Source organism: Nocardia sp. CA-145437, from assembly GCF_050956485.1.
GTDB lineage: Bacteria > Actinomycetota > Actinomycetes > Mycobacteriales > Mycobacteriaceae > Nocardia.
The window spans coordinates 3,315,592-3,341,041 of the sequence record NZ_CP191204.1 but is presented as its reverse complement, the minus strand read 5'-3'; the positions used below and the strand labels follow the sequence as shown (position 1 = coordinate 3,341,041).

General features: G+C 68.8%; 27 protein-coding genes. 10 read left to right on the top strand and 17 right to left on the bottom strand.

Annotated features, from left to right (window positions below; all coding sequences use genetic code 11):
• Positions 1-29: 29 nt before the first annotated feature.
• The 3 genes from ACQPYY_RS15555 (at position 30) to ACQPYY_RS15545 (ending at position 1,985) form a co-directional block, all read left to right on the top strand.
• Positions 30-800: an SDR family NAD(P)-dependent oxidoreductase gene (locus ACQPYY_RS15555; protein ID WP_433594259.1), complete on the top strand. Its 771-nt coding sequence runs from the start codon at positions 30-32 to the stop codon at positions 798-800.
• A gap of 23 nt (positions 801-823) precedes the next feature.
• Positions 824-1,243, top strand: a complete 420-nt coding sequence (locus tag ACQPYY_RS15550) for a nuclear transport factor 2 family protein (RefSeq protein ID WP_433594258.1) — start codon at positions 824-826, stop codon at positions 1,241-1,243.
• A gap of 451 nt (positions 1,244-1,694) precedes the next feature.
• Positions 1,695-1,985, top strand: coding sequence for a hypothetical protein (locus ACQPYY_RS15545; protein ID WP_433594257.1), 291 nt, complete (start codon positions 1,695-1,697; stop codon positions 1,983-1,985).
• Between the two features lie 20 nt (positions 1,986-2,005).
• On the opposite strand, the gene ACQPYY_RS15540 is transcribed toward ACQPYY_RS15545, so the two are convergent.
• The 10 genes from ACQPYY_RS15540 to uraD all read right to left on the bottom strand — a co-directional run bounded on the left by ACQPYY_RS15540 (position 2,006) and on the right by uraD (position 11,766).
• Positions 2,006-2,164 carry a hypothetical protein gene (locus ACQPYY_RS15540; RefSeq protein WP_433594256.1) on the bottom strand — a complete coding sequence of 53 codons (159 nt, stop codon included), beginning with the start codon at positions 2,162-2,164 and terminating at the stop codon, positions 2,006-2,008.
• Complete coding sequence (locus ACQPYY_RS15535; RefSeq protein ID WP_433594255.1) at positions 2,161-2,958, bottom strand: hydroxypyruvate isomerase family protein; 798 nt, start codon at positions 2,956-2,958, stop codon at positions 2,161-2,163. The genes ACQPYY_RS15540 and ACQPYY_RS15535 overlap by 4 nt, the downstream gene beginning before the upstream one ends.
• Positions 2,955-3,338, bottom strand: coding sequence for an allophanate hydrolase-related protein (locus ACQPYY_RS15530; RefSeq protein WP_433594254.1), 384 nt, complete (start codon positions 3,336-3,338; stop codon positions 2,955-2,957). The genes ACQPYY_RS15535 and ACQPYY_RS15530 overlap by 4 nt, the downstream gene beginning before the upstream one ends.
• Before the next feature lie 35 nt (positions 3,339-3,373).
• The gene (locus tag ACQPYY_RS15525; RefSeq protein ID WP_433594253.1) at positions 3,374-4,513 is read right to left on the bottom strand and encodes an XdhC family protein; all 1,140 of its coding nucleotides are present in this window, start codon (positions 4,511-4,513) and stop codon (positions 3,374-3,376) included.
• Positions 4,514-4,515: 2 nt separating this feature from the next.
• Positions 4,516-5,952, bottom strand: coding sequence for an NCS2 family permease (locus tag ACQPYY_RS15520; protein WP_379098313.1), 1,437 nt, complete (start codon positions 5,950-5,952; stop codon positions 4,516-4,518).
• A gap of 129 nt (positions 5,953-6,081) precedes the next feature.
• Complete coding sequence (locus tag ACQPYY_RS15515; RefSeq protein WP_379098310.1) at positions 6,082-8,415, bottom strand: xanthine dehydrogenase family protein molybdopterin-binding subunit; 2,334 nt, start codon at positions 8,413-8,415, stop codon at positions 6,082-6,084.
• Entirely contained in the window at positions 8,412-9,818 is a 1,407-nt protein-coding gene (locus ACQPYY_RS15510) for an 8-oxoguanine deaminase (protein ID WP_379098307.1), read from the bottom strand. Before ACQPYY_RS15510 ends, ACQPYY_RS15515 begins: the two co-directional genes overlap by 4 nt.
• Positions 9,815-10,285, bottom strand: coding sequence for a (2Fe-2S)-binding protein (locus ACQPYY_RS15505; RefSeq protein WP_213556096.1), 471 nt, complete (start codon positions 10,283-10,285; stop codon positions 9,815-9,817). Before ACQPYY_RS15505 ends, ACQPYY_RS15510 begins: the two co-directional genes overlap by 4 nt.
• Positions 10,285-11,157: an FAD binding domain-containing protein gene (locus ACQPYY_RS15500; RefSeq protein ID WP_379098304.1), complete on the bottom strand. Its 873-nt coding sequence runs from the start codon at positions 11,155-11,157 to the stop codon at positions 10,285-10,287. Before ACQPYY_RS15500 ends, ACQPYY_RS15505 begins: the two co-directional genes overlap by 1 nt.
• 93 nt (positions 11,158-11,250) lie before the next feature.
• Positions 11,251-11,766, bottom strand: a complete 516-nt coding sequence (gene uraD, locus ACQPYY_RS15495) for a 2-oxo-4-hydroxy-4-carboxy-5-ureidoimidazoline decarboxylase (protein ID WP_433594252.1) — start codon at positions 11,764-11,766, stop codon at positions 11,251-11,253.
• A gap of 164 nt (positions 11,767-11,930) precedes the next feature.
• On the opposite strand from uraD, the gene ACQPYY_RS15490 reads away from it, so the two are divergent.
• Complete coding sequence (locus ACQPYY_RS15490; RefSeq protein WP_433594251.1) at positions 11,931-13,439, top strand: PucR family transcriptional regulator; 1,509 nt, start codon at positions 11,931-11,933, stop codon at positions 13,437-13,439.
• Positions 13,440-13,719: 280 nt separating this feature from the next.
• Here ACQPYY_RS15490 and ACQPYY_RS15485 read toward each other — a convergent pair whose 3' ends face one another.
• From ACQPYY_RS15485 to ACQPYY_RS15475, 3 genes are all read right to left on the bottom strand, one after another.
• Positions 13,720-14,076: a 4Fe-4S dicluster domain-containing protein gene (locus ACQPYY_RS15485; RefSeq protein ID WP_433594250.1), complete on the bottom strand. Its 357-nt coding sequence runs from the start codon at positions 14,074-14,076 to the stop codon at positions 13,720-13,722.
• On the bottom strand, positions 14,073-15,668 hold the full coding sequence (locus ACQPYY_RS15480) for an FAD-binding protein (protein ID WP_433594249.1): 1,596 nt from the start codon (positions 15,666-15,668) through the stop codon (positions 14,073-14,075). Before ACQPYY_RS15480 ends, ACQPYY_RS15485 begins: the two co-directional genes overlap by 4 nt.
• 150 nt (positions 15,669-15,818) lie before the next feature.
• Entirely contained in the window at positions 15,819-16,250 is a 432-nt protein-coding gene (locus ACQPYY_RS15475) for a MarR family winged helix-turn-helix transcriptional regulator (protein WP_433594248.1), read from the bottom strand.
• A gap of 90 nt (positions 16,251-16,340) precedes the next feature.
• Here ACQPYY_RS15475 and ACQPYY_RS15470 point away from each other — a divergent pair, with 90 nt between their 5' ends.
• Entirely contained in the window at positions 16,341-17,900 is a 1,560-nt protein-coding gene (locus ACQPYY_RS15470) for an MFS transporter (RefSeq protein WP_433594247.1), read from the top strand.
• 126 nt (positions 17,901-18,026) lie between these two features.
• Positions 18,027-19,016, top strand: coding sequence for an AurF N-oxygenase family protein (locus ACQPYY_RS15465; protein WP_433594246.1), 990 nt, complete (start codon positions 18,027-18,029; stop codon positions 19,014-19,016).
• Positions 19,017-19,032: 16 nt separating this feature from the next.
• Here the strand turns inward: ACQPYY_RS15465 and ACQPYY_RS15460 are convergent, their stop codons facing one another.
• A complete protein-coding gene (locus tag ACQPYY_RS15460) occupies positions 19,033-20,157 on the bottom strand; it encodes a sulfite oxidase (protein WP_433594245.1) in 1,125 nt (374 codons plus the stop codon).
• 89 nt (positions 20,158-20,246) lie between these two features.
• Between ACQPYY_RS15460 and ACQPYY_RS15455 the strand changes: the two genes are divergently transcribed.
• The 4 genes from ACQPYY_RS15455 to ACQPYY_RS15440 all read left to right on the top strand — a co-directional run bounded on the left by ACQPYY_RS15455 (position 20,247) and on the right by ACQPYY_RS15440 (position 23,536).
• Complete coding sequence (locus ACQPYY_RS15455; protein ID WP_379098276.1) at positions 20,247-21,146, top strand: Ku protein; 900 nt, start codon at positions 20,247-20,249, stop codon at positions 21,144-21,146.
• Between the two features lie 31 nt (positions 21,147-21,177).
• Positions 21,178-21,756, top strand: coding sequence for a GNAT family N-acetyltransferase (locus ACQPYY_RS15450; RefSeq protein WP_433594244.1), 579 nt, complete (start codon positions 21,178-21,180; stop codon positions 21,754-21,756).
• Between the two features lie 30 nt (positions 21,757-21,786).
• On the top strand, positions 21,787-22,278 hold the full coding sequence (locus tag ACQPYY_RS15445) for a hypothetical protein (protein WP_379098269.1): 492 nt from the start codon (positions 21,787-21,789) through the stop codon (positions 22,276-22,278).
• Between the two features lie 253 nt (positions 22,279-22,531).
• The gene (locus ACQPYY_RS15440; protein WP_433594243.1) at positions 22,532-23,536 is read left to right on the top strand and encodes an SMP-30/gluconolactonase/LRE family protein; all 1,005 of its coding nucleotides are present in this window, start codon (positions 22,532-22,534) and stop codon (positions 23,534-23,536) included.
• A 2-nt stretch (positions 23,537-23,538) separates the two neighbouring features.
• Here ACQPYY_RS15440 and ACQPYY_RS15435 read toward each other — a convergent pair whose 3' ends face one another.
• The 3 genes from ACQPYY_RS15435 to lexA all read right to left on the bottom strand — a co-directional run bounded on the left by ACQPYY_RS15435 (position 23,539) and on the right by lexA (position 25,450).
• Positions 23,539-24,165 carry a hypothetical protein gene (locus ACQPYY_RS15435; protein ID WP_433594242.1) on the bottom strand — a complete coding sequence of 209 codons (627 nt, stop codon included), beginning with the start codon at positions 24,163-24,165 and terminating at the stop codon, positions 23,539-23,541.
• A gap of 111 nt (positions 24,166-24,276) precedes the next feature.
• Positions 24,277-24,735 (bottom strand): DUF4189 domain-containing protein, encoded by a 459-nt coding sequence (locus tag ACQPYY_RS15430; protein ID WP_357082938.1) that lies wholly within the window; start codon positions 24,733-24,735, stop codon positions 24,277-24,279.
• Between the two features lie 52 nt (positions 24,736-24,787).
• Positions 24,788-25,450: a transcriptional repressor LexA gene (lexA, locus tag ACQPYY_RS15425; protein WP_433594241.1), complete on the bottom strand. Its 663-nt coding sequence runs from the start codon at positions 25,448-25,450 to the stop codon at positions 24,788-24,790.

Here is a 25,450-nt window from a genome sequence, read left to right as displayed (position 1 = left end):
GAACAGAGTGGAGCAACCGAGGAGGAATCGTGGACGACTTCAGTCACCGGGCAGGCGCGGCGCTGGTCCTGGGCGCGAGCGGCGGGCTCGGTGGAGCGTGCGCGCGGATGCTGCTCGAACGCGGCAGCCACGTCGGACTGACCTACTTCCGCTCGCCACAGTCCCTCGACGGGCTCCTCACCACTACGCAGACTGCCGGCCCGCGCGCCCGGGCCTGGCAGCTCGACCTGTCCGACGCCGACCGGACCGGCGAAGTCGTCACCCAGGTCGCCGCGGAGTTCGGCGGCCTCCACACGCTCGTCTACGCCGCCGGCCCGCACGTGCCCATGCGGCACCTGAGCAAGATCGCACCGGCCGACTTCCGCGGCCAGATCGTCGACGACGTCTCCGGCTTCTTCAACGCCGTCCACGCCGCCCTGCCGCACCTGCGCGAGTCCAAGGGCAGCATCGTCGCCATCACCACCGCCGGCACCGCCCGCTTCCCAGTGCGCGACGGCCTGTCCATCGCCCCCAAGGGCGCGGTCGAGGCGCTCGTGCGCGGAATCGCCGCCGAGGAAGGCAGATTCGGCGTGCGCGCCAACTGCGTCGGCCCCGGCATGACGACCGACGGCATGGCTGACCGCCTCATCGCCTCCGGCGACCTGGACGCCCACGCCCTCGAGGTCACCAAGAACAACATCCCCCTGCGCCGTTTCGGCGACGCCCAGGATATCGCCGAGGCGGTCTGCTTCCTCGCCTCGGACCGAGCCGACTTCATCAGCGGCCAGAAGCTCGACATCGACGGCGGCTACGGCGTCTAGCCGCCCTGGACGAGGACAACCACATGACCGACCACGCCGAGCAGATCCGATCCCTGCTCGCCCACCTCTCCCATCTCGCCGACGAGGGCCCCATCGACGAGTACTTCGAGCACTACACGGCCGACGCCGTCTGGGAGCGCGAAGGCGACGCCGAGTCCGGTCGCGCACCGCAGATCTTCCGTGGCGCAACAGAAATCGCGGCCAGCGCGCAGGCCCGGCGCGACGCGGGCATCGCCGGCCCTGGAACCAGAACCCGCCACGTAACGAGCTGCACGGCCATCACCCTGCTCGGCCCGGATTCCGCCCGCGCGGAATCCGTCTGGCAATTCTTCGCCGACACCACAACCGCCCCGCGCGTGATCGGTATGGGCAGATACACCGACACCCTGGTCCGAGTCGACGGCCGCTGGCGCGTCTCGGTCCGCTCCATCACCAACGGCTGACACCCGTCGAGTGGCACATCCTGGAGGCGAACCTGGACAAATCCCCTCCAGGGTGCGCCACTCGGCGGAAGGGGTTAGGGGTTGTGCTCCCGTCCTCGGGAATTCGGAACGCGGCGCGGTCCATTGCGGTCCGAAGGCTACGCCGGAATCGGAATATATCCAGGTTTTTTGGACCCAGATGCATCCGAAACGTCCAAATCACCTGTTCCAATCGATCGCCAATGGTTTCCTGAATCTCGTCCAGTACCCGTATGACGGGAGGTTCCAACGATGTTCGGGCTTCCAGCGACCGGGCACAGTGCCCTGGCGGTGATGAATGTGGATGCGGCGAATCGCGCACTTCGTGAACATGCGGAGTGTCCGATTACCGTGTGCCCGGCCAAGTTACAGGCCAAGACATATCTGGTGCGGATGGGCAGGCCACCGCGGCGACCGCTTCGGGGGAACTGAGATGGACGATATGGCCGAGGTGGAGATCGGCGTCCTCCGGGATGTTATCGACGCGGTCGAGGAGCGGTTGCGGGCGCACGAGTCCGGGGGCGGGCATGTGATCGCGCCGCGGGCACAGTTGTACGCGGCGGTGATCTACGCGGTGCTGGCCAGTGCCCGGGGATCCGGGTACTACGGGGCGGGGAGTCTGGCGCGAGCCCCGCTCTTGGACGAGATCCTGGCCGGGGTGGAGTCGAATCCCAGGGACAAGGCCATCTACACAGTCGTCCTGGACGACGCGTTGACCCAGTGAGCGCGGGAACCGCTGACCCCTCATCGGTCAGCGGCTCCCTGCGCGGGGTGAGTGGTCGGTAGGTCGTCCACGACCGGAAGCTGGACGGTGAAGCGCTCGATCACCCAGCCGGCGGGCAGCGTGATGCCGCAGTGCCCGTGCGGGGTCCACGCCAGGGCTGCGGCCGGGGCGGGGGTCATGCGATCCAGCTCCAATCATGGTCGAGGTCTTTGTATTCGAGGCCGATCCAGCCGTCGTAGCCCGCGGTGTCGAGGGCGGTGAAGAGGGCTTCGAAGTCGAGGGTGCCGGTGCCGGGGCGGCTGCGGGCGGGGGCGTCCGCGATCTGGACGTGCCCGAAGCGGTCGGCGTAGGTGGCGATCACGGCGAACAGGTCCTCACCCATGCGGGCGAGATGGTAGAGATCGCAGAGGAATCGGAGGTTCGGCGCGCCGACCTCGTCGATGACCTGAATCGCGTGGGCGGCGGAGACGATCGGATAGTCGGGTGACTCGATCGAATTCAGCGCCTCGAGCACGACCTGGGCATCGATGCGGGCCGCGGCATCGGCGGCCAGGCGGAGGTTCTCGAGAGCCAGCTCGTCCTGCGCCCGCGGGTCCACATCCGGAATCCGGTTGCCGTACAAGGCGTTCAGGGACCGGCAGTCCAGCTGTTCGGCAATGCCGACGGTGACGTCGATATTGTCCCGGAACTCGGATTCCCGCCCGGGCACCGAGACCAGGCCGCGGCCCACGGGCACCAGGTCGATGAAGTTGAGACCGATGAGCCGCACACCGGCGTCGGAGACAGCGGAGACGAACGCGTCGACGTCCTTGTCCCCCGGCACCGGGTTCTCGCCGAACGGCCACCAGAATTCGACGGCGTCGAACCCGGCCGCCTTCGCCGCCGCCGGACGTTCCAGCAGCGGCAGATCGGCGAACAGGATCGAGCAGTGCGCGTCGAATTTCCGCAACGACCCGTCGGCGGTGTACTTCATCGTGTCGATTCCTCCCGGTAGGTGTGCCAGCTGCCGTAATCGGTGATGTCGATGAGCTGCGGGTCGGAGATGACCGGTCGCCGCAGCAGCATGGACAGCACCGAGCGGTTGTCGTCCAAGGCAATCACACCGAGTTCCAGTTCCGGCGGCTCGGCCGGGAGCAGCCGGTTGCGCAGCACCTCCATGGGGACGTCGAACAGTTCACCGGTGATGGGCGCCCCGCCGTAGGCGACGGGGTGCAGGCCGGGGAAGCGGTCGCCGACCGAGTAGAAGCGGTACTGCGGCGCGGTGGTGACCTCCCCTGCGCAGGGCGCGCCCTCGAGCAGGTAGTTCAGGGGTTCGCCGCGCATGGCACCCCCGTTCAGGAAGATCAGAGGCATAGCCGTGGGCTCCTTCTCGGTCGGACGATCACAGTTCAGGCGGTGATCCGCAGGGCGTCCGGGGAGTCCGGGACGATCACCTCCGGCACCACGACCGCGTCGCGGTGGATGGGTCCGCCGTGGGTACCGAGAGGCACTCCGGTGCCCCCACGGCGGACCGCCACGATCTCGGCGGCGATGGAGACAGCCGTCTCCTCCGGGGTACGCCCGCCGAGATCCAATCCGATGGGCGACTTCAGCCGCGCCAGTTCGGCATTCGTCATCCCGGCCGCACGAAGCCGCTGGAGGCGGTCCTCGTGTGTCCGCCGGGATCCCATCGCACCCACGAACGCCACCGGCAGGCGAAGCGCCACCTCCAATAGCGGCACATCGAATTTGGCGTCGTGGGTGAGTACGCAGACCACGGTCCGGGCGTCCACCCGGGTCCGGGCCAGATATTTGTTCGGCCATTCCACGACCACCTCGTCGGCGTCGGGGAAGCGCGCGGGCGTCGCGAAGACCGCCCGCGCGTCGCACACCGTGACGTGGTAGCCGAGGAACTTGCCGATCCGGGACACCGCGGCCGCGAAGTCGATCGCCCCGAAGACGATCATCCGCGGCGGCGGCACATGCGATTCCACGAACACGGTGACGGCGGCGGGCCGCCCATCCAACTCAGCATCGGACCCGCATCCGATGGTGCGCACCGCGGTCGTGCCCGCGTCGAGCATGGCCTGGGCTTCGGCGATCACGCGATCGTCGAACTCGTGGCCGGAACTCCACCAGGTGCCCAGCGCCATCACGGCGCCGCTGTCGAGGTCGCGGACCATGGCCACGGCCTCCCCCTCAGCTCGCAGGACCTGTTCCACCGCGTCGCGGTTGGCGTCGGTCACCGACTGGACGAACACCTGAATCGTTCCGCCACAGGTCAATCCGACGGCGAAGGCGTCGGTGTCGCTGTAGCCGAAGGTCTCCCGGATGGTGGCGCCGGTAGCCAGCGACTCGCGGCACAACTCGTAGACCGCGCCCTCGACGCAGCCGCCGGAAATGCTCCCGACGACGGTGCCGTCGGCGTCCACGGCCAGGGCCGCGCCGATCGGCCGCGGCGCGGAGCCGCCGATCCCGATGATGGAGGCCACGGCGTAGTCCTTGCCCGCCGCGTGCCATTCCAGTAGTTGTGCCGCGATGTCGCGCATGGCTAGCCTCCCAGGGCCAATTCGATGCCGTTGATACCGAAGTAGGCGACGAAGACGACGCTGACCACGGCCACCAGCCAATGGATGTCGCGGTACTTCCCGCGAGCGAGCTTGATCACGGTGTAAGCGATCAGGCCCGCGCCGACACCGTTGGTGATCGAGTAGGTGAACGGCATGAGCACGATCGTGATGAAGGCCGGCACCGCGACCTCGAGATCGTTCCAGTCGATCTTGCGGGCCTGCGTCATCATGAGCGCGCCGACCAGCACCAGGGCCGGAGCGGCGGCCTGGATCGGCACCACGGCCGCGATCGGCGTGAAGAAGATGGCGGCGCAGAACAATCCGCCGGTGATCACGCTGGCCAGACCGGTACGGGCGCCCTCACCGACACCCGTCGCGGACTCGACGTACACGGTGGAACCCGCGCCGCCGGACAGGCCGCCGACGATCTGGGCGACACCGTCGGTGGTCAGGATCTTGCCCATGCCGGGCACCTGACCCTTCTCGTCGGTCAGACCCGCCTCGTCACAGACGCCGAAAACGGTTCCCATGGCGTCGAAGAAGCCGGTCAGCACCAGGGTGAACAGCACCACGGTGGCGGTCACCGCGCCCGCGGTGGCGAAGCCGCCGAACAGGTCGATGTGGCCGATCAGACCGAAATCGGGAGAGGCGAACAGCGATTTGGGCTTCTCGGGGACGACGGTCCCCCACGCCTTCGGATCGATCTTCGCCATGGCGTTGACCACGATGGCGAGCACCGTGGAGATGGCGATGCTGATCAGGATCGCGCCCGGCACCTTGCGGATGAACAGCCCGAGCATCAGCAGCAGGCCGACCGCGAAAATCACGGTGGGCCAACCGGCCAGGTGCCCGTCCACGCCGAGCGTCACCGGAGGACCGCCGGGCGCGCCGTGGCCGACGACCCCGGAGGAGACCAGGCCGATCATGGCGATGAACATGCCGATGCCGACGCCGATGGCGTTCTTCATGGCCAGTGGAATAGCGTTGATGATCATCGTCCGCAGGCCGGTCGCGGCCAGGATGACGATGACGATGCCCATCAGCACCACCAGACCCATGGCCTGGGGCCAGGTCATGTGCGGCGCGGCCTGGTAGGCGACGACGGGGACCAGCCCGAGACCGGCGGCCAATGCGAGGGGCACATTGCCCACCAGGCCCATGAGGACGGTGGTCAGACCGGCGGAGAAGGCGGTCGTGGTGGTCAGCTGAGCGATACTCAGCTTGTCCCCGTGCGAGTCGGCGACGCCGCCGAGAATTAGCGGGACCAGCAATATGACATACGCCATAGCGACGAATGTGGTGATGCCGCCACGGATTTCACGGGTTATGGTGGTCTTGCGCTCCGATAGCCTGAAGAACTTTTCGAGCGCGGACCCCCCGGTTTCCGGGGTGGTGATCGGTGATTGAGTCTGGGTCATGGCTGCCCTCCTATGGGCGTAGCCGACCAACGGCCCGGGGGTGCTGGGTAATCCCCGGGCCGCGGATTCGGTGTTGTGGGGTCCCTACCGCGCTCCACTGGTGTGGGAGGCGCGGTCTGCCCCTGTTAGTCAACTGTTCCGGATGATGTCTTCCGGACGCACGGGCACGCGGTTGATGTTTCCGGTGCCGCCCCGCTTGCGGCAGGCGTCGCGAATCGCTGCGGCGATCGCGGGCGTGGAGGAGAGAGTCGGCGGTTCGCCCGCGCCGCGCAAGCCGTAGGGGGCGTGCGGGTCCGGGTTCTCCAGAATCTCCAGCTTCTGCGGAGGTGTATCGAGAATGGTGGGAATCAAGTAGTCCGTGAAGGACGGGTTCCGCACCTTGCCGTTGGTGACCTGAATTTCCTCCATAACCGCCAGACCCAGGCCCTGAATGGAGCCGCCGTGGATCTGGCCTTCCAGCGAGAGCCGGTTCATGATCTTGCCGACGTCCTGGACGGCGTCCAGGGCAACGACTTTCACGAGCCCGAGTTCGGTGTCCACATCGACCACTGCCCGGTGCACGCAGACCGCGAGCTGGGTGTGGCTCGAGCCCTGACCGGTGATCTTGTCCATACCGGTCGTGGGCTGGTGGTGGTATTCGCGGGTCAGGTCGATCACGTCGTCGCCGAGGACGTCCTCGATCGACGCGACCACCTCTCCGTTGTTCTTGACGACCTTGCCGCCGTCGAGGTGCATGAAGCCGTGGACGTCGAACTTCTTGCGCGCCAGCACGAACAGCTCGTCGGCGACCGCGCGGCAGGCGGTCATCACCGCGCCGCCGGTCATGTACGACTGGCGCGAGGCGGACGACGAACCGGAGCTGCCGACATTGTTGTCCGACGGGTGGCTGACCACGCGGTCGACGGTCAGTTCGGTGCGCGCGATCTGCGCCTCGAGGGTGATCAGACCCTGACCGACCTCCGCGCCGGCGGTGTGCACGAGCGCGACCGGCTCGCCGCCGATCACTTCCAGGCGCACGCGGGCGGTCGAGTAGTCGTCGAAACCCTCGGAGAAGCAGATGTTCTTGATGCCGACGCCGTAGCCGACGCCGCGGTACACGCCCTCGCCGTGGGTGGTCTGGGACGCGCCGCCGGGCAGGTTGCGGATATCCGAGGTATCCACGGATTCCGGCAGTTCCATCTCGCGCAGGCTGTCGAGCATCTCCACCAGCGGAGTCGGCGCGTGCACGATCTGACCGGTGGCCAGCTTCGAGCCCTGGGATACGACGTTCACCTGGCGAACGGTCACCGGGTCCATGTCGAGGGCCTCGGCGAGCTTGTCCATCATCGACTCGTGCGCGAAACACGCCTGTACGACACCGAATCCGCGCATCGCGCCGCACACCGGGTTGTTGGTGTACACGCCGTAGGCGTCGATCTCCAGGTGCGGGACCTCGTAGGGGCCCAGCGCCAGGGAGGCGGCGTTGCCGATCACGTTCTGGGTGGCCGAGGTGTACGCGCCGCCGTCGAGGACGATGAGAACCTTGGCGTAGGTGATCTTTCCGGTCGCGGTCGCGCCGTACTCGTAGCGCATGCGCGCCGGATGCCGGTGCACGTGGCCGAAGAACGACTCCTGGCGGTTGTACATCATCTTGACCGGCTTGCCGGTACGCATGGCCAGCATGCCCGCGTGGATCTGCATGGACAGGTCCTCGCGGCCGCCGAACGCGCCGCCGACGCCGGACATGGTCATCCGGATCTGGTCCTCGTTCAGCCCGAGGCAGGGGCCGATCTGGGTGAGATCCCAATGCAGCCACTGGGTCGCGACGTAGAAGTCGAGGGAGCCGTCCTCGTTGGGGATGACCATGCCGGACTCCGGGCCCAGGAAGGCCTGGTCCTGCATGCCGACCTCGAACTCCTCGCTCACCACGACGGTGGCCAGGGTCTTGCCGATCTCGATGTCACCGGACCGCACCGGCTGGTAGCGGGCGATGCCGCCGCGCTCCTGCACGGCCAGCCCGACCGGGTCCTCGATCACGGCCATCGGGTCGGTGATCGGTTCCAGCACTTCGTATTCCACCTCGATGGCGGCCACGGCGCGGCGCGCGATCTCGGGGTGGTCGGCGGCGACCAGGGCGATGGCCTCACCGTGGTGTCGCACCTCGCCGAAGGCCAGCACGGGCTGGTCCCAGGTGTGGTCGAGGCCGTAGACCTTGCGGCCGGGCACGTCCTCGTGGGTGAGCACGGCGTGGACGCCGGGCATGGCCAGGGCCTTGGACGTGTCGATGCCGATCAGCTTGGCGCGGGCGTGCGGGCTGCGCAGGGTCGCGCCCCACAGCATGCCGTCGATCCACAGGTCCGAGGAGTAGGCGAACTCGCCCTTCACCTTGAGGGTGCCGTCGGGACGCAGCGGGCTCTCACCGATGCCGCCGGCGCCCGGGATCGCGACATCCTCGGGGAACCGCGTGGTGCGTGCGATGGTCATCGGTTCTCCTGCTTCATGATTCGCTTGCGCGCCGCCACGCCGTTCTGCCCGACCTGATCGTGCGGCATGGTCTTGAGCTCGTCGTTCTCGACGACGGTGTTCCCGCCCACGAGCAGGCGCGCCAGCGGCGGCTGCGGGCCGAACACCAGCGAGCACACCGGGTCCTCGATGGCGGCGCGGAAGCCGTCCACCTTCCAGACCGCGATATCGGCGAGCTTGCCGACCTCGAGGGAGCCGATCTCGTTCTGGCGGCCCAGGTTCCGCGCACCGCCGAGGGTGCCGACCTCGAGGGCCTGGCGGGCGGTCATGGCGCGGGGGCCGTGCACGGCGCGCTGGAACAGCATGGCCTGCCGCATCTCCCCCGCCATCGAGGTGAGTTCGGAGGAGGCCGCGCCGTCCACGCCCAGGCCGACCGGTGCGCCGGCGGCGAGCAGGTCCATCACTCGCGCGATGCCCGCGCCCAGACGCGCGTTGGAGGTCGGGCAGTGCGCGGAACCGGTGCCGGTCTTCGCGAAGGCCGCGATGTCCTTGTCGTGCAGGTGCACCGCGTGGGCGAACCACACGTCGTCGCCGAGCCAGCCCAGCTTCTCCATGTATTCGACCGGGGTGCAACCCATCTGCTCGATGCAGTGCTCCTCCTCGTCGAGGGTCTCGGCGAGGTGGGTGTGCAGGCGGACGCCGTGCTGACGGGCCAGGGCGGCGGATTCCACCATCAGGCCCTCGGACACCGAGAACGGCGAGCAGGGGGCGACGGCCACGCGCAGCATCGAGTCGAACGACGCGTCGTGGTACTTGTTGATGATCTCCTCGGTGTTGAGGAGGATCTCCTCGCGGTTCTCGACCACCTCGTCCGGCGGCAGACCGCCGTGCGACTGCCCGCGGTCCATGGAACCGCGGCACGGGTGGAAGCGGATGCCCAGCTCGCGGGCGGCGCGCACCTCGGCGTCGAACAGATCGCCACGGCCCTGGGGGAACACGTAGTGGTGATCGGTCGAGGTGGTGGTGCCGGTCAGCGCGAGCCAGCCCAGGCCGGCCGAGGCCGCGCCGTAGACGATCTCGGCGTCCATGGTGGCCCACAGGCGGTACAGCCCGGTCAGCCACTCGAACAGGGTGGCGTCCTGGAACAGGCCCTGGGTGGCCCACTGGTAGAGGTGGTGGTGGGTATTCACCAGGCCCGGGGTCACCAGGCAGCCGGTGCCGGAGAGGCGTTCAGCACCCACCACCATCGGCGCAGGTCCTGCGCCGAGAGCTTCGATCCGGCCGTCGTCGCCGACGATCAGATAGCCGTTGGGGATTTCGGCACCGACGACCGGTGCGATATAGGCGTTCTCGATGACGAGCTTGCGCCCGCCCGTCGCCCCACCGCCACCCCTGACGGAATCGCTTCGCGATGCAGTACTCATTTCGCCGCCTTCCGCTCGGCCGCCATGCGCACGGCATCCAGAATCTTCTCGTAACCCGTACAGCGGCACAGGTTTCCAGCCAGCGCCTCACGGATCTCGACGTCCGACGGGTTCGGCACGCGCTCGATCAGGTCGTGCGCCTGCACGATCAGGCCCGGCGTGCAGAAGCCGCACTGGACGGCGCCGGCCTCGACGAACGCCTGCTGCATCGGGTCGAGCTTGTCGCCGTCGGCCAAACCTTCGACGGTGCGGACCGAACGGCCCTGCACCTGACCGGCGGCCACCAGGCACGAGCACACCGGGGTGCCGTCCAGATAGACAGTGCAGGAACCACATTCGCCCTGCTCGCAGGCGTTCTTCGCGCCGGGCAGGCCGACCCGCTCGCGCAGCAGGTACAGCAGGCTCTCGCCTTCCCAGACGTCGTCGGCGGTTTCCTGGGATCCGTTGACGGTGAAGTCGATACGCATCAGGCCGCCCTCCTCTCCGCGGTGTAGTCGTTCCACGCCCAGCCGAGGGTCCGGCGGGCCATCACCGACAACGCGTGCCGGCGGTAGTCGGCGGTGCCGCGCACATCGTCGATGGGCTTGGCCGCGGCGCCGACCAGACGGCCGAACTCGTGGGCCAGCTCCTCGTTCAGCGCGCCGCCGTTGTCCCAGTCCAGGTTGGCGGCCAGGAAGTCCTGGGCCTCGACCGGACGGATCGGGGTCGGACCGGCCGAGCCGATGCCCGCGCCCGCCGTGCGCGAATCCGCGTGCAGGGCAACCGAGAACGAGCACACCGCGATCACCATCGCGTTGCGGGTGCCGACCTTCGAGAAGTACTGCGGGCCCGAGGCGGGGCGCAGCCACACCGCGCGGATCAGCTCGTCCGGCTCCAGGGAGTTCTTCTTGACCCACACGTAGAAGTCGTCGATGTCGATCATGCGGGTGCCGCGGGCGGCCGACTCGACCTCGACCACGGCGTTCGCGGCCAGCAGCGCCGGGTGGGCGTCGCCGGCGGGCGACGCGCCGCCCAGGTTGCCGCCCACGGTGCCGCGGTTGCGGATCTGCGGGGAACCCACGGTGCGCGAGGCCTGCGCCAGACCGGGCAGGCGATCCTGGTACCGGTTGATGATCTTCACGAACGGGACACCGGAGCCGAGCCGGATGCGGCCGTCGGCCTGCTCGTCCACCCCGAACAGCTCCCGGCACGGGTTCAGATCCAGCAGGGCGTCCGGGCGGTGCACGTCGAAGTTCATCTCGACCATCACATCGGTGCCACCCTGGATCGGAACCGCCTCGGGGCGTTCCGCTTTCAGCTGGAGCGCCTCGGCCCAGCTGCCCGGTTGTAGGAAATCCATTGCGTTCCTCTAGATATCGGTTCTGCGCAGGTACGACAGCCTCGGCTGCCCCGGTACGTAGAGAAGGAGTAGGGACTCAGTTGCGGGGGTCGTTCATCGCTCCTCCAGGAGCTTGCGCACCCGGCGGCCGGTGATGTCGGCCAGCTCGTGGCGCACCACGCGGTGTTCCTCGGCCACCGGGTTGCCCAGGCGGTGCCGCAGCTGCGCGAGCATCTCGGCGGCGCTGCGGCCGGCGGCCCGGATCAGGAAGACATGGCCGAAGTGTTCCTCGTAGGCGAGGTTCCCGGCGGCCAGCTCGGCCAGCACCCGGGCGTCGGCCTCGGACGCTCCGGACTGCTCGTCGGCCGACCACCGCGCCTCACGCTCGGACTGGTGCCGGGCCGCCTCGCGCTCACCGATGCGGGGGTGCGCGTCGAGCGCTTCCTCGACATCGGCCCAACTCAGTTCGGCGACCCCTGCCACGGCCGCGGCGATCAGACTCGACTCGTCCGCGTACGGCCGGTTCGCCACCATCTTGCGAGCCCAGGTCCGCGACGCGTTGCAGGTCAGCAGGTGCGTCTCGGCTTCTTCCAGGGGCAGCGAACCGAGCCATTCCAGGCGACTCGACATCCGACCTCCATCCGTGTTTGGCGTGTGTCAACCACTAAACCCGGGGGGTGGTCATGCTCGATAGGACGAGACCTCCGAACCTGTGGCCTGCTTCACAGGGGCGCGTTCGTAGTTACATCCAAGTTCGGTAACCGTCGCGTCACTCACTGTTAGCCTCGAGAATCATGCGGTTACGTTCCCTGCTGACCATGCACGATCTGGGCCTGCGGCTCGTCTCCGGAGAGGACGAGCTGGACCGCTTCGTACGCTGGGTCGTAACCACCGACATGCTCGACCCGGGCCGGTACCTCTCCGGCGGCGAATTCGTGCTCACCGGGCTGCAATGGCGGCACGGCCCCGAGGACAGCGACACCTTCGTCGGCGCGCTCGCCCGCGCCCGGGTCGCCGCGCTCGCCGCCGGTGACGCCCTCTACGGCGAAGCGCCCGAGGATCTGGTCGCGGCTTGTCAGAAACACCGAATCCCGCTGTTCCGCGTCGAGGAGCGGATCGCGTTCGCGACCGTCACCGAGACCATCAACCGGAAATTGTCCTCCGGGCGGGCCGCGGACCTGAGCGCCATTCTGGACCGGCATCGGCAGCTGGTGTCCGGCGGCGGACTGGACTCGGTCCTCGACCTGGTCCACCGCACCCTCGGCACCCGCTGCTGGGTGGTGTCGTCCATCGGCCGCGTGGTCGCCGGGCCCACCCGCGACCTTCCCGAGCAGGTGCGGTCGGCGTTCCTGAGCGCGCGGCGGCTGCCACATGTGCTGTCCCACAACCAGATCCGGTACACACTGTTCGCCGTCGACGCCGACGCGACCTCGCGGATCGCGGACTGGTTCCTGGTCTTCGAGAGCGACTTCAAGGACTGGCCCGAGGAACGCCGCGCGCTCATCGGCGAACTCGCGGCGGTGGTGTCGCTCGAACGCGCCCGCCACGACGACCGGCACAGCGCCGAGGGCCGCCTCGCGCAGGAACTGATCGAACTGATCATGTCCGAGGCCAAGTCCGCCGACATCATCTCGCGACTGGAACTGACCGGGCTGGGCCTGTCCGACCGCTACCTGGCCGTCGCCGCGACCGCCGACTCCGGCGCGGTGCGGCCCGGTGAACTGCGCGCGGTGCTGCGCGAAATCCTGTACGGCAGAAGCCCCGCCATCGGCGTCGTGGACGGCGAGGTCATCCTGCTGGTCGCGCTCGGCGACGAACAGGCCCTCGACGACCACATCCACCGCGCCATCGAGGCCCTCGAACCCGGGCTGCAACTGAGCCGCCTGTCCGTCGGCATCAGCGGCGCGGTCGACGGCGAGGGGCTGCGCGGCGCGGTCGAGGAGGCCCGCTACGCCCGCCGCATGGCCGCCGAACGACAGCAACCCACCAGCGTGGTCCGCCACGACGAACTCGCCACCCACATGCTGCTGCTGGCCAGCGTCCCCGACGAGGTCCGCCGCATGTTCCGGGTGCGCCTCCTCGACCCCCTGCGCGTCTACGACCAGGACAACCGCGCCGACCTGGTCCACACCCTCGAGACCTTCCTCGAAGTCTCCGGTTCCTGGACCAAATGCGCGGATCTACTGCACGTCCACGTGAACACACTGCGCTACCGCATCCAGCGCATCGAGGAACTGACCAACCGCGACCTGTCCCGCCTCGAGGACCGCGTCGACTTCTTCCTGGCCCTGGCCCTGCGCTGAACCCTCGCAGTCGCACCGGGCGCGGGCGAGGGCGGGCGGCCCGGCATTGGAGGCAATCACAGCGACGCGGATGTGACTGCACCGAAAACTCAGGGCACTACGCGCCGGTGGCCGGCGCGGCGTCCTGGCGCGGCCGCCGGAAGATCGGCATTCCGGCGATGGTCTGGACGGGCGCGTGTATCTGGTTGCGCCATCGCTGATCTCGGCTCCCGCACCCCGTCCGCTGCCGGGTTCCAGCTGCCGACGGCGGCGGGGACGTTCGGCATCGGCGACGTCTCGGTCATGTGGCCGATCGCCCGGTCTCGATCAGCCGGGGCGGCAGGGCGCCGTGCGGCAGGGCCGGGCCGACCGCGACGAGACTGCCCGGGGCGCGGCCCTTTCCCCAGCCGAGCTGCTCGCGGTAGCGGCCGATGTGGGATTCGGGGATGGCGTCGCGGTCCGCGAGCGGGGCGGCGTCGGGCGCGACATAGAGGGCGTCGGCCGGGCAGTACGCCTCGCACATGAAGCAGGTCTGGCAGTCGGATTGCCGTGCGATGAGCGGGATTCCGCTCTCGGCGCGGTCGAAGACGTCGGTCGGGCAGACGTCGACGCACTTGTCGCAGGCGATGCAGTCCGCGGCGCGCACCAACTCGATCATGACGCCACCGCCGCCGAGACGGGTGCGGTCGCCGACGTCGCGGTCCACACCTCGCCGAGACCGCCGGACAGGATGTGGTGGTGCTGGCCCGGATCCAGCTCCGGGTGATCCGCGCGTTTGCTCATACCGCGAGTCTCCGTGCGCGCCAGAGTGGATCGGTACATCAGGCGACCGACGGCGGTGATGGCGGCGGCCTGCCGGGCGCGGACCCGGTCCGCGCCGGACCCGCCGCCGAGGCCACGCGCGGCCCGCTCCCAGAGGGCATCGAGTTCGGCCAGTGCGGGCACGATGCGGTCACCGTGGCGCAGATAGTTCTTCTCGAACGGGATCAATTCGTGCTGCGCGCCGGACACCACCTCGTCCGCGGACACCGATTCGGGTGTCTCGGGCCGTAATCCGACCCGTCCGATGCCCTGGACCGCGGCAGAATCGACCCGTCCGGAGCGCCGCGCGAACCGCGCCGCTCCCGAGCCCGCCCAACTCCCCGACGACATGGCCCACGCCGAATTGTGGCTGCCGCCGCCAGTGAATCCGCCGCAGATCCGCTCCCGGGTCGCCGCGTCGCCCGCCGCGTACAGGCCGGGAACCGTTGTCCCGCAGTCGTCGTCGACGACATCGATCCCGCCGGTGCCGCGCACCGTGCCCTCGGCGAGCAGGTCCACTTCGAAGCGATCGGTGAACGGGTCGATCCCCCGGCGGTCGAACTGGAGGAAGAAGTTGGGCTGACCCAGCCGCATTCGGGCCTGCACGTCGGCGTCGGCTCGGTCCAGCTGCGCGAAGACGGGCTCCGACAACAGGGTCCGGGCGATCACCGACCGCCCCTGCGCCGAACCCGCGCCCTCGAGGACGCGGCCGTCGGCGTGGAAGAACGTCGCGTAGCCGTAGTAGGCGGTCTTGGTGATGGTCGAACCCTTGGGCACAATGCCGTAGGCGTTGGAGAACTCCATGCCCGAGAACCGCGCTCCGGCCTCGGCCGCCATGAGCGCGCCGTCACCGGTGTCGACATTGGTGCCCAGGGCCCGGGACAGGAAGGCACAGCCGCCGGTGGCCAGCACGACCGCGCCCGCCACCACGCGATAGTCCCGCTCGGCGTGCCGCTGATATCCGGCGGCCCCACGGACGACGCCGTCGGCGTCGACCAGCAGTTCCAGCGCCGGGGCGTGGTCGAGGATCCGCACGCCGAGCCGTTTCACCCAGGCGCGCATGCGCCGCATGTACTCCGGTCCCTGCACACCCGTGAGCAGGGACTCGCCCGTCTCGGGATCGGCTGGGAACGGGTAGCGGCCCTCGACGGCGAGCCGGTTCATGTTCACGTAGGTCTGATCGAGGACCCGGTCCATCCAATAGTGGTCGGCCAGATGCCCGCCCAGCGCCTCGCGACTGGCCTTCGCCTTGGCGCGGGCGGCGGTCTCGGGGGCGATGTACCAGACGCCGGTGCCCGAAGGCGCTGTGGCGCCGCTGGTTCCGCAGTAGCCCTTGTCGACCAGCACCACCTCCGCCCCCGCTTCCCGGGCGTGTACCGCCGCCCAGCACGCGGCGGGTCCGCCGCCGATCACCAGCACGTCGGTCCTGGTCTGCCATGGTTCGCTCATCGGCACAGTCCTCCCGGGAGAGTTGGTGCCGGAACGGTAAGGCGGCCGGTCCCACTCGCCGAAGAGTTGCGATCAGGCCGATCCTTTGGCGGCGGAATTTCCCGCATCGTGGCAAACCGCTTGCGTCTGGCGCCGCGATCACCCTTCGGCTCAGCGGCAGGCTTCGGCCATGCCGGTGAGCCATTCGCGGACCGCGGCGCGCTGTTCGGGTGTGAAGTCGGCTTCCAGTTCGGCTTCGCGGCGGTTCACCGCGGCATGGGCCTTCGCGTAGACCGCGCGGCCCTCATCGGTGACGAAGATCTGATGGGTGCGCCGGTCGGTGGGGTGGGGGCGACGTTCGATCAGGCCCGCCTTCTCCAGGCCGCCCAGCATCTCGTTGGCGGCCTGACGGGTGCTGCCGACGTCGCGGGCGATGTCGGAGACCGACTTTCCGCCCTGCTCGCGGGTCATCATCAGCGTCGCGTACTGCGAGGTGGTGAGCCCGAATTCCGCCAGCTCGTCACCGATGGCCGAGCGCATGCTCAGCCACACCGTGCGGACCATGAAGGTCAGGGATCCACCCTGCGATCCGGAACAGCTCACCGGGACAACCCTTTCCAGAGATTGACAGGTTCCTTACAATCACCCACACTGGCGATCGTCAGGTTCCTACCAATCTTAGCGAAGGTATCCATGGCCGTGCCCGCGACGCTGCCGAAAACCCGGCAGCGGCTCATCCTCGCCGTCCTCCTGCTGTCCTCCCTGCTGATCTGGCTCGACAACACCATCCTCGCCACCGCCCTCGAGACCCTCGCCGACCCGGTCCGCGGCCTCGGCGCGAATCCCGCACAGCTGCAATGGGCCTCGGGGTCCTACACCCTCGTCTTCGCCGCGCTCATGTTCAGCGCCGGAGCGCTCGGCGACCGCTACGGACACCGCAGCGTCCTCTCCGCGGGACTGATCATCTTCGCCGCCGCCTCGATCTGGGCCGCCTACGCCGGGAATCCGGGACAGCTCATCACCGCCCGCGCGGTCATGGGCGTCGGCAGCGCGCTCATCATGCCCGCCACCATGGCGACGGTGACCTGGACGTTCACCGGACCGGCCCGCGCCTCCGCGATCGGACTGTTCTCCACCTCGGCCGGCGTGGGGCTCGCGGCCGGACCGCTGCTCGCCGGAGTGCTGCTCGACCACTTCTGGTGGGGCTCGGTGTTTCTGGTGAACGTACCCGTCGTCGCGGTCGCGCTGATCGGGATCGCAGCCCTGGTCCCCAACTTCCGCAGCCCCACGCCGCGGACGCTGGACCTGACCGGTCTCGCGTTGTCGATCAGCGGCTTGACCGCCCTCGCCTACGGATTGATCCGGGCCGGACAGCTCGCGGCCTGGACCTCGATCCAGGTCTGGGCACCGATCGCCGCCGGACTGGCCCTGCTCGCGGGCTTCGTCATCGTCGAAATGCGGTCCGCGCAGCCCAGCTTCGATCCGCGACTGCTCGCCGATCGCGTCTTCGGCGGCGGCAACGCCACACTCGGGCTGCTGTTCCTGGCCATGACCGCGGCCGGGTTCTACGGCGCGTTCTATCTGCAAGGCGCGCGCGGCTTCTCACCACTGGCCGCGGGTCTGATCAACTCCCCCGCCGCCGTCGGCGTAATCATCGGCGGGCCGCTGGGCATCCGCCTGGTCCGGCGCTGGTCGCTGCGCGCGGTCTCGGCGACCGCCCTCACCGTCGGAGCGCTGTGCATGGGCAGCCTCGCGTTCTTCGGCCTGCACACGCCCGTGGTCTGGAACGTGATCGGATCCGCGATCCAGGGCCTCTCGATCGGCCTGGTCATCGGCCCGGTGACCAGTGCGCTGATGAGCACATTGCCCCTCGACCGCGCCGGCGCCGGATCCGCGGTGACCAATACCGTCCGGCAAACCGGCAGCGTGCTGGGTATCGCGCTGGGCGGCACCATCATGGCGATCGCCTACCGGACCGGCGTCGAGGGCGCACTGGGCACGCTGCCCGAGGACGCGCGGGAGCCCGCGGGCGCCTCTGCCGAGCAGGCCAGGCACGTCGCGGCCGTGCTCGGCCGTCCCGATCTCGCCGACGCCGCCGATCACGCCTTCGTTCACGCCATGCACGTGGGCGCGCTCTGGTCGCTGCTCTTCGCGCTGGCCGGGGCCGTGATCCTGGCAGTCACGCAGCGCCCCGGGTCCCCGCGACCGGCCGAAACCGCGGCTCGACCCGTCGAACGCGCGGAAATTTCATGACACGTGACCGAAGAGGTCTTGTGTGTAACTTGGATTAGCACTTACCTTGGAGTGTGTCGCACCGCACAGGACAGGCCACGGCCGCGGAGAGCCCGGGCGGGGCGGCACACAGACGAGGAGGCAACGATGGCTCTGACGACGAGGTCGGACGCAGGTACCGAGGCACACGCGTACGCGGATGTGCTCCACACCCTTTCGGAGGGATCGGTGTACCGCCGGTTCGATCCGTATCTCGATATCCCCTGGGACTCCCCCGAATTCGCGATCGACCCGCACGATCCGCGCTGGGTGCTGCAACCCGATATCGACCCGCTGGGCGCGACCCGCTGGTACCGGGACCAGCCGATCGAACGGCAGATCGAGATCGGCAAGTGGCGGATCGCCAATGCCATCAAGGTCGGCGCGGCCTTCGAGAGCATTCTGATCCGCGGAATGATGCAGTACATCATGAAGCTGCCCAACGGGTCGCCGGAGTTTCGCTACTGCCTCCACGAAATGACCGAGGAGTGCAACCACATCCAGATGTTCCAGGAGCTGGTGAATCGGATCGGCGTCGATGTTCCGGGAATGCGGCCCTTCTTCCGGAAACTCTCACCGCTCATCGGAGTTGCCGGCGGATACGCCTGGCCGATTCTGTTCATCGGCATTCTCGGCGGCGAGGAACCGATCGACCACTATCAGAAGGCCGTCATCCGCAACGGCGCGAATCTGCCGCCCGCGGTCGTGCGCTGCATGGAGATCCATATCGCCGAGGAAGCCCGGCACATCTCCTTCGCCAACGAGTTCCTGAAAAGGCACATCCCGCGACGCAGCCCGATGTACCAGAATCTCTGCGGCATCGCCTTCCCGCTCGCCATGCGCTGGCTCGCCGGGGAGATCATGGCCCCGCCGCCGGAATTCGCGCGCACCTTCGACATTCCGCGCGCGGTCATCAAGGAAGCGTTCTGGCAGTCGCCGACCGCGTCGAAGATCCTCACCGGCTATTTCGGCGACATGCGTTCTCTCGCCGACGAACTGGGCCTGATGAACCCGGTCACCAAGCGACTGTGGAAGACCCTCGGCATCGACGGCGACCACTCCCGCTACCGCAGCGAGCCCGACCGCCGGGTGGCCTGACCCCGACGGGTCCCGGTCACTCGTCGGCCTCCAGGCAGAGCACCGGGACCCGCTCGACCAGATTCACGGCGAAACCACCGCGATTCCAGGAATGGTCCAGCGGCTGGGTGTTGCCATCGGCATCGGTCGCCCGGGCACCGAGGACGTGGTCGCCCGGGGTCGCGGTCCAGTCGAAATGCCAGCGCCGCCAAGCCCATCGGCGGCCCTGGTCCGGATCCAGCCGCGCCGCCTGCCAACGGTGCCCGCCATCGGTACTCACCTCGACGAGGGTGACCGGCGCCCGGCCCGACCAGGCTCGCCCTTCGAGCGGCACCGGGCCCGGTCGCACGACCCGCGATCGCGACATGTAATCCGGGAAGCCGGGCGGAACCAGCAGCGCGCGCGGCGCGATCCGGGTCACCGGCTCGCCCGCCTCATCGGCGTCCTGCCGGATCCGATACGCCACCGCCTGCTGGTACCCGGTGAACGGAGTGTCGGTCACCGTGATCTCCCGCAGCCACTTCACATGCGCCATGCCATACCAGCCGGGCACGATCAGCCGGACCGGATAGCCGTGCTGCGGCGGCAGCGGCGCCCCGTTCATCTCGTAGACGACGAGCACCCCCGCCTCGACACCCATGGCCACCTCGACCGGCAGCGCCCGCTGATAGTCCTGTTCGACCCCGTGCTCCACCCCGTGATCCGCGCCGGTGAAGACCACCTCGACCGCGTCGGCCTCCACACCGGCTTCCGACAGCAGCAGCCGCAACGGCACACCCGTCCACTCGGCGGTGCTGACCGCCCCGAGCAGCCAGGGCTGACTCACCGGACGCGGCGTCAGCAAGGCCCGGCCATTGCCCGCGCATTCGAGCGTCACCCGCGTGGTGACCTGCGGGAGCGCCTTCAGCGCGGCCACATCCAGCCGCAGCCGACGCCGTACCCGGCCCCCGATCTTCAGCTGCCAGGGCTCGTTCGGCGGGACGAAAGGAATGTCGAAATGGGTCAGCACGTAATGCAGACCCGGCGGCGTGATGTCGTACCGCAGCGCCTCGAGCGGCAGTCCGTGATTGCGCGCCGCGAGCGCCAGCTCATCCAGGCCGATGCCCTCGTCGGGGGCGGCCAGCCGGGGGCGGGTGCTCGAATCAGCGAGTCGACGACCCATCGGCTCATTATCGCGCCCGAACGCCTCGACCGTGGCGGGAGTCGATGGCATTCCCCGTCCGGAGCCCACCGCCCAAGTACGATCGGACTATGCGGTCCATTTGGAAGGGCTCCATCGCGTTCGGATTGGTCAATGTCCCCGTGAAGGTGTACACCGCCACGGAGGACCACGACATCAAGTTCCACCAGGTGCACGCCGCCGACGGCGGGCGTATTCGGTACGAGCGGCTGTGCACCGTCGACGGGCAGCCGGTGCAGTATTCCGATATCGATCGGGCCTACGAATCGCCCGACGGTGATCGCGTGATTCTGACCGATGAGGACTTCGCGAAACTGCCCGCCGCGGAGAAGCACGAAATTCCGGTCCTGCAATTCGTGCCCTCGGAACAGATCGATCCGATTCTCTTCGACAAGAGCTACTACCTGGAACCCGATTCCACCACGCCCAAAGCGTATGTGCTGCTGGCCAAGACCCTCGAACGAGTGGACCGGGTGGCGCTGGTGCATTTCACCCTGCGGCAGAAGACGCGGCTGGCCGCGCTGCGGGTGCGCGACGGGGTCATGGTGTTGCAAACCCTGCTGTGGCCCGACGAGGTGCGGTCGGTGGCTTTCGACAAACTCGACGGCGTCGCCGAACCCAAGGCGCAGGAACTGAAGATGGCCGAGACCCTCGTCGACACGCTGTCCGACGACTTCGATCCCGGCCTCTACGTGGACGAATACCAGATCGAGCTGAAGAAGCTGCTCGACGAGGCCATCGCCAGCGGCTCCAGCAAGGTCACCCGGGCGCCGGAAGCGGCCGCCCCGGAGATGGACGCCGAGGTCGTCGACCTGGTCGCGGCCCTGCAGCGCAGCCTCGAGGCGTCCGGGCGCAAGACCGGATCGGCCCCGGCCGCCAAGGCCGCCCCCGCCAAGAAGGCCGCCGAGAAGAAGCCGGCCAAGAAAGCCGCGAAGAAGGCTCCGGCCAAGCAGACCCGCAAGGGTGCCTGAGCCTCCAGCACCCACCTGGCAAACTAGCGGCATGGATCCTGACATATCCATCCACCCGGACATCGCCGTCGTGCCCATGGGGCTCGGACACCTGCGGCAGGTCATCGACCTCGGCTACCAGGTGTTCGACACCCAGGCCAAGCCCTACACGTCGTGGTCGCTGACCTCGGTCGCCGAACACCTCGACAGCCCCGGCAAATCCTGCTGGGTGGCGGTGGATTCGGATCAGGTGGTCGGATTCGTGCTGGCCTCCATGGAATTCGAGCTCCGCGAGGACTGGGCTTACCTGGAGTGGATCGCCGTCTCCCCCGAGGTGCAGGGGCGCGGTGTCGCCAGCAAACTCATGACCGCCTGCTGCGACCTGCTGTTCCGGCACGGCGCGGCCCGCATCGTGACCGACGTCGAGATCCACAACACCGCCTCCGCGGCCATGATGCGCCGCAACGGATTCTCCGAAGGCACCACCGTGACCCTGTTCGTGCGCCCCAACCCCGACGACCGCGTCGCCGGCGAGGACGAGCAGGTCACCCTCGGCCCCGGCACCAAACGCGACCTCATCCGCCGCGGCCGCATCACCGGCGACGGACGCCACGGCCGTCCCGCCCGCTAGTTGTCGGTCCCGCCCGCTACGGTCGCCGTCATGACCGCCCCCGATCCGACCATGACCGCCATCAACGACGCCGTAACCCTTGGACGCCACGGTGATCCGGCGACGGCCCGCCAACAGCTGACCTCGCTGTGGGACGAGATCGGGGCGGGCGGCGACCCCCTGCACCGAGTGTCGCTGGCGCACTTCCTCGCCGACCTGCAGGACCACGCGGCCGACGCCCTCACCTGGGACCTCCGCGCCCTCGACGCCGCCGACTCGCTCACCGACGAACGCGCTCAGGCCCATCACGCCGGCCTGAGCGTGCGCGGCTTCTACCCCTCGCTCCACCTCAATCTGGCCGACAACTACCGCCGCCTCGGCGCTTTCGACACCGCCCGGCGGCACCTCACCGCCGCCCACGCCCGCCTGGACGCGCTTGACGAGGACGGATACGGCCTCGGCGTGCGCGCCGGACTCGCCAATGTCGAAGCGGCGCTGGCCGATCAGTCCACCGAACCGCTACCGACGCATCCGGCCCCGTAGCAGCCGAGTGCGCACGCATGTCGGCGCGGTGCGTCCGCGACGTGCACCCCTCACCTGCGCGCTCGGCGAACCGCGCGAGCACTCGCCCCGCCGCTTACTCCGCCGAGCCATCGCGGCCTGTCGCCGGACGGACGCGGGTGGCGAGGCCGTCTCACGGGTCGGTGTCGGGCAATCACGGTCCGAGCCGCATTGCTGGGCCGCAATGGCCGATATACGCTGGCCGCGATCACCAGCCAGCGAAAGGAACGCGTCGATGCCGGAACCGCTACCGAATGCCGTTGCGCCGCAATTGGATTCTCGGGGACGACGCTTCTTCGCGGGTGCCGCTGCGCTGCTGGCGATGACGGCCGTGATGAGCGGGCCGGTCGGCACGGGCGGCCAAGCCGCCGCCGAGGCGCCCGGAGCACCTATCGCGGGATCGGTCTCCTGCGCGCCCACCGAGGCGCGGGTGGCGCTGCCCACCCGCGCTCCGCTGCTCGACTGGTCGGAGAACCTGACGTTCGACGAGGCGACGGGGAGCTTCTGGGTCTCGCGCGCGCAGCGCAACGTGGTGGAGAAGTACGACGGGGACGCCCGCCCGGTCGCGAGTGTGCCGGTGCAGGGTCCAGGTGCGGTCCGGCGCGGCCCGGACGGGCTGATGTACGCGACCTTCGGCAATTCACCGCTGTCCGGACTCTCGGGAGGCAGCGGCGTGGTGCGGTTCGATCCCGCCGCCGCCGAACCGAAGCCCGAGGTGTTCGTGACCGGGCTCGGACAAGCCAACGGCGCGGCCTTCGACGCCGACGGCACCCTGTACGTGGCCGACACCTCCGCCAACACCGTGGTACGGATCCGGCCCGACGGCAGCATCGACGCCGACTGGACCACCCGCAGCCATACGGCGCTGGCGGCCCTCGGCCTCGGAGCCGACGGTATCGTCGCCGCGGGCGGCATCCTCTACGTGACGCTGCTGGAGAGCCCGACCGCGCGGGTCGTCGCCCTGCCGATCGACGATCCCGCGCGGGCGACGGTGGCCGTGGATCTGGCCCCCGCTCCCCTGTCCGGCCCGCTGCTGCCCGACGACCTCGCGATCGTCGACGGGCTGCTCTACATCGCCACCGGCAGCGGGCAATTGGTGCTCGCGGATCCGGTCACGCACACCAGTTGCACCCTGTTGTCGGGGCAGCCGCTCACCTCCGTGGCCGTCGCCCCGGCCCCGGCGCGCACGCTCCTGCTCGGCACCGAGGGCGGCGACGTCCTGAAGGCCCACTACCGCTGACGTCAGTTGTCCTGTGCCGCATGGGCTCTGCCCTCGTGGAAGAACTCCATGAGGCCCTGTACCGTCGCGACTTCGGTGCGGGGCCGCATGGCTCCGAAGGGCGCGTTCCAGAACTCGCCGCGGCGGCGGCTCCACGGGCCGACGTAGGCGTAGGGCGTCGGGTTGTCCCAGTCGCCTGGGGAGACACCGTAATTCACCTCGTCGACCGCCACCGACAGGTCGAAGTGCTCGGGCCACAGCACCGGCTGCTGTTCGGCGGCGAAACGACGTAATGCGGTGTCCCCCACCGCGAACCAGTCGTGCACGGCGGTGGCGGCCGCGGAGTCGACCTTGAACGGCTCGTCCGGATCCATCCGGGTGCCGTCGGAGTACAGCCCGTCCGGCGGGCCGTCGGCCTCGAAACCGGCGGTCGAGGCGAGGTCACTGTAGGTGCCGTGCAGGCGGGTCCGGCCCTGCGGCCACACCAGATCGGTGCCCGTCACCGACACCGGCCACTTCATGCCGGTGAATCCGCCCAGCACGATGCGCATGCGGATGCTGCCGAACCGGCGATACTGCGGACCGGCGATCAGCAGTTCGGCCGCCGCGTGCAACGCGAAGCGGGTGTCCTCGTAGGTGATGTCGTCCACGGGGAAATCATCGCCGCCGAGCCCGGCGTGTTGCTGGAAAATGGACTCCGGCAAACAAAACAGCGCCACACCGGACGAATCCGGTGTGGCGCATGAGTGTTTCGTGGAACGTCAGCTCGCGTTGTCGGTGCAGGCCGAGAGAATGACCTTGGCCTGACGCGGCGAGGACGAACCCGTGTCCGGGAAACCCGGCGCACTCTTGCCGAGCACATTGATGGCGGCCGACTCGGCCTCCACCTTGGATGGCGCCCACGCCCAGCCGAAGCGGGTGTCGGCGCCCTGGGCGACCGCGCCACAGGCATTGGCGAAGTGCACGACGACGGCACAGTCGCCGCCGCCACACTGGCTGACCGCGGAGGAGTCCGCGGCGTCCCAGCTGCCGTAGTTCACGGCATACGCGACGTTCCCGGTGCTCTTGGACAGCGCCAGCGCGCCGTACAGGTCACCGGAGGTCGCGATGAAGACCGGCTCGCCGTTCTCCGCCGCGGAGGCGGATCCGGCGGCCACGGTGCCCATCGCGGCCATCGACGTAACGGCGAGGCCGACACCGGCCTTGCGCAGCAACGACATTCGATACTCCCCGGGGATGGATGGTGATAACGGCGGTCATCATGCCAGACGCTCAGACCCGGCGCATGACCGAGACGACCTTACCCAGTACCTGGGCATTGTCACCATCGATCACCGGGTACGCGGGATTGCGCGGCTCCAGGTAGACATGCCCGTTCGCGCGCTTGTAGACCTTGACCGTGGCCTCGCCGTCGATCATGGCGGCCACGATCTCGCCGGTGTGCGCCTCGTGCTGTTTGCGCACCACGACGATGTCTCCGTCGCAGATGGCGGCGTCGACCATGGAGTCGCCGCGCACCCGCAGACCGAACACGGTGCCGCGGCCCACCAGCTCCCGCGGCAGCGAGAGCACATCGTCGGTGTGCTCCTCCGCCAGGATCGGGGTACCGGCCGCGATATCGCCGACGACCGGCACCGGCACCGAGTTCTCGTCCTGCCGCCGCGCGGGCGCGGACGCACGCAGGAACAGCCGCACGTCCATGGGACGCGTCACCGACTCACTGCGCTTGAGGAACCCGCGCTCCTCCAGCTCACGCAAATGCCTCGACACCGATGACGCCGACTTCAGGCCGACCGAGTCCCCGATCTCCCGAGTACTCGGCGAATACCCGTGCCGCTGCACCCAATCCCGAATGCTGCACAGGATGCGTTGCTGGCGTTCGGGCAACGTGGAGGTGTCGAGATGCTCGAATCCGTCGAAGTCGTCATAGGTCAC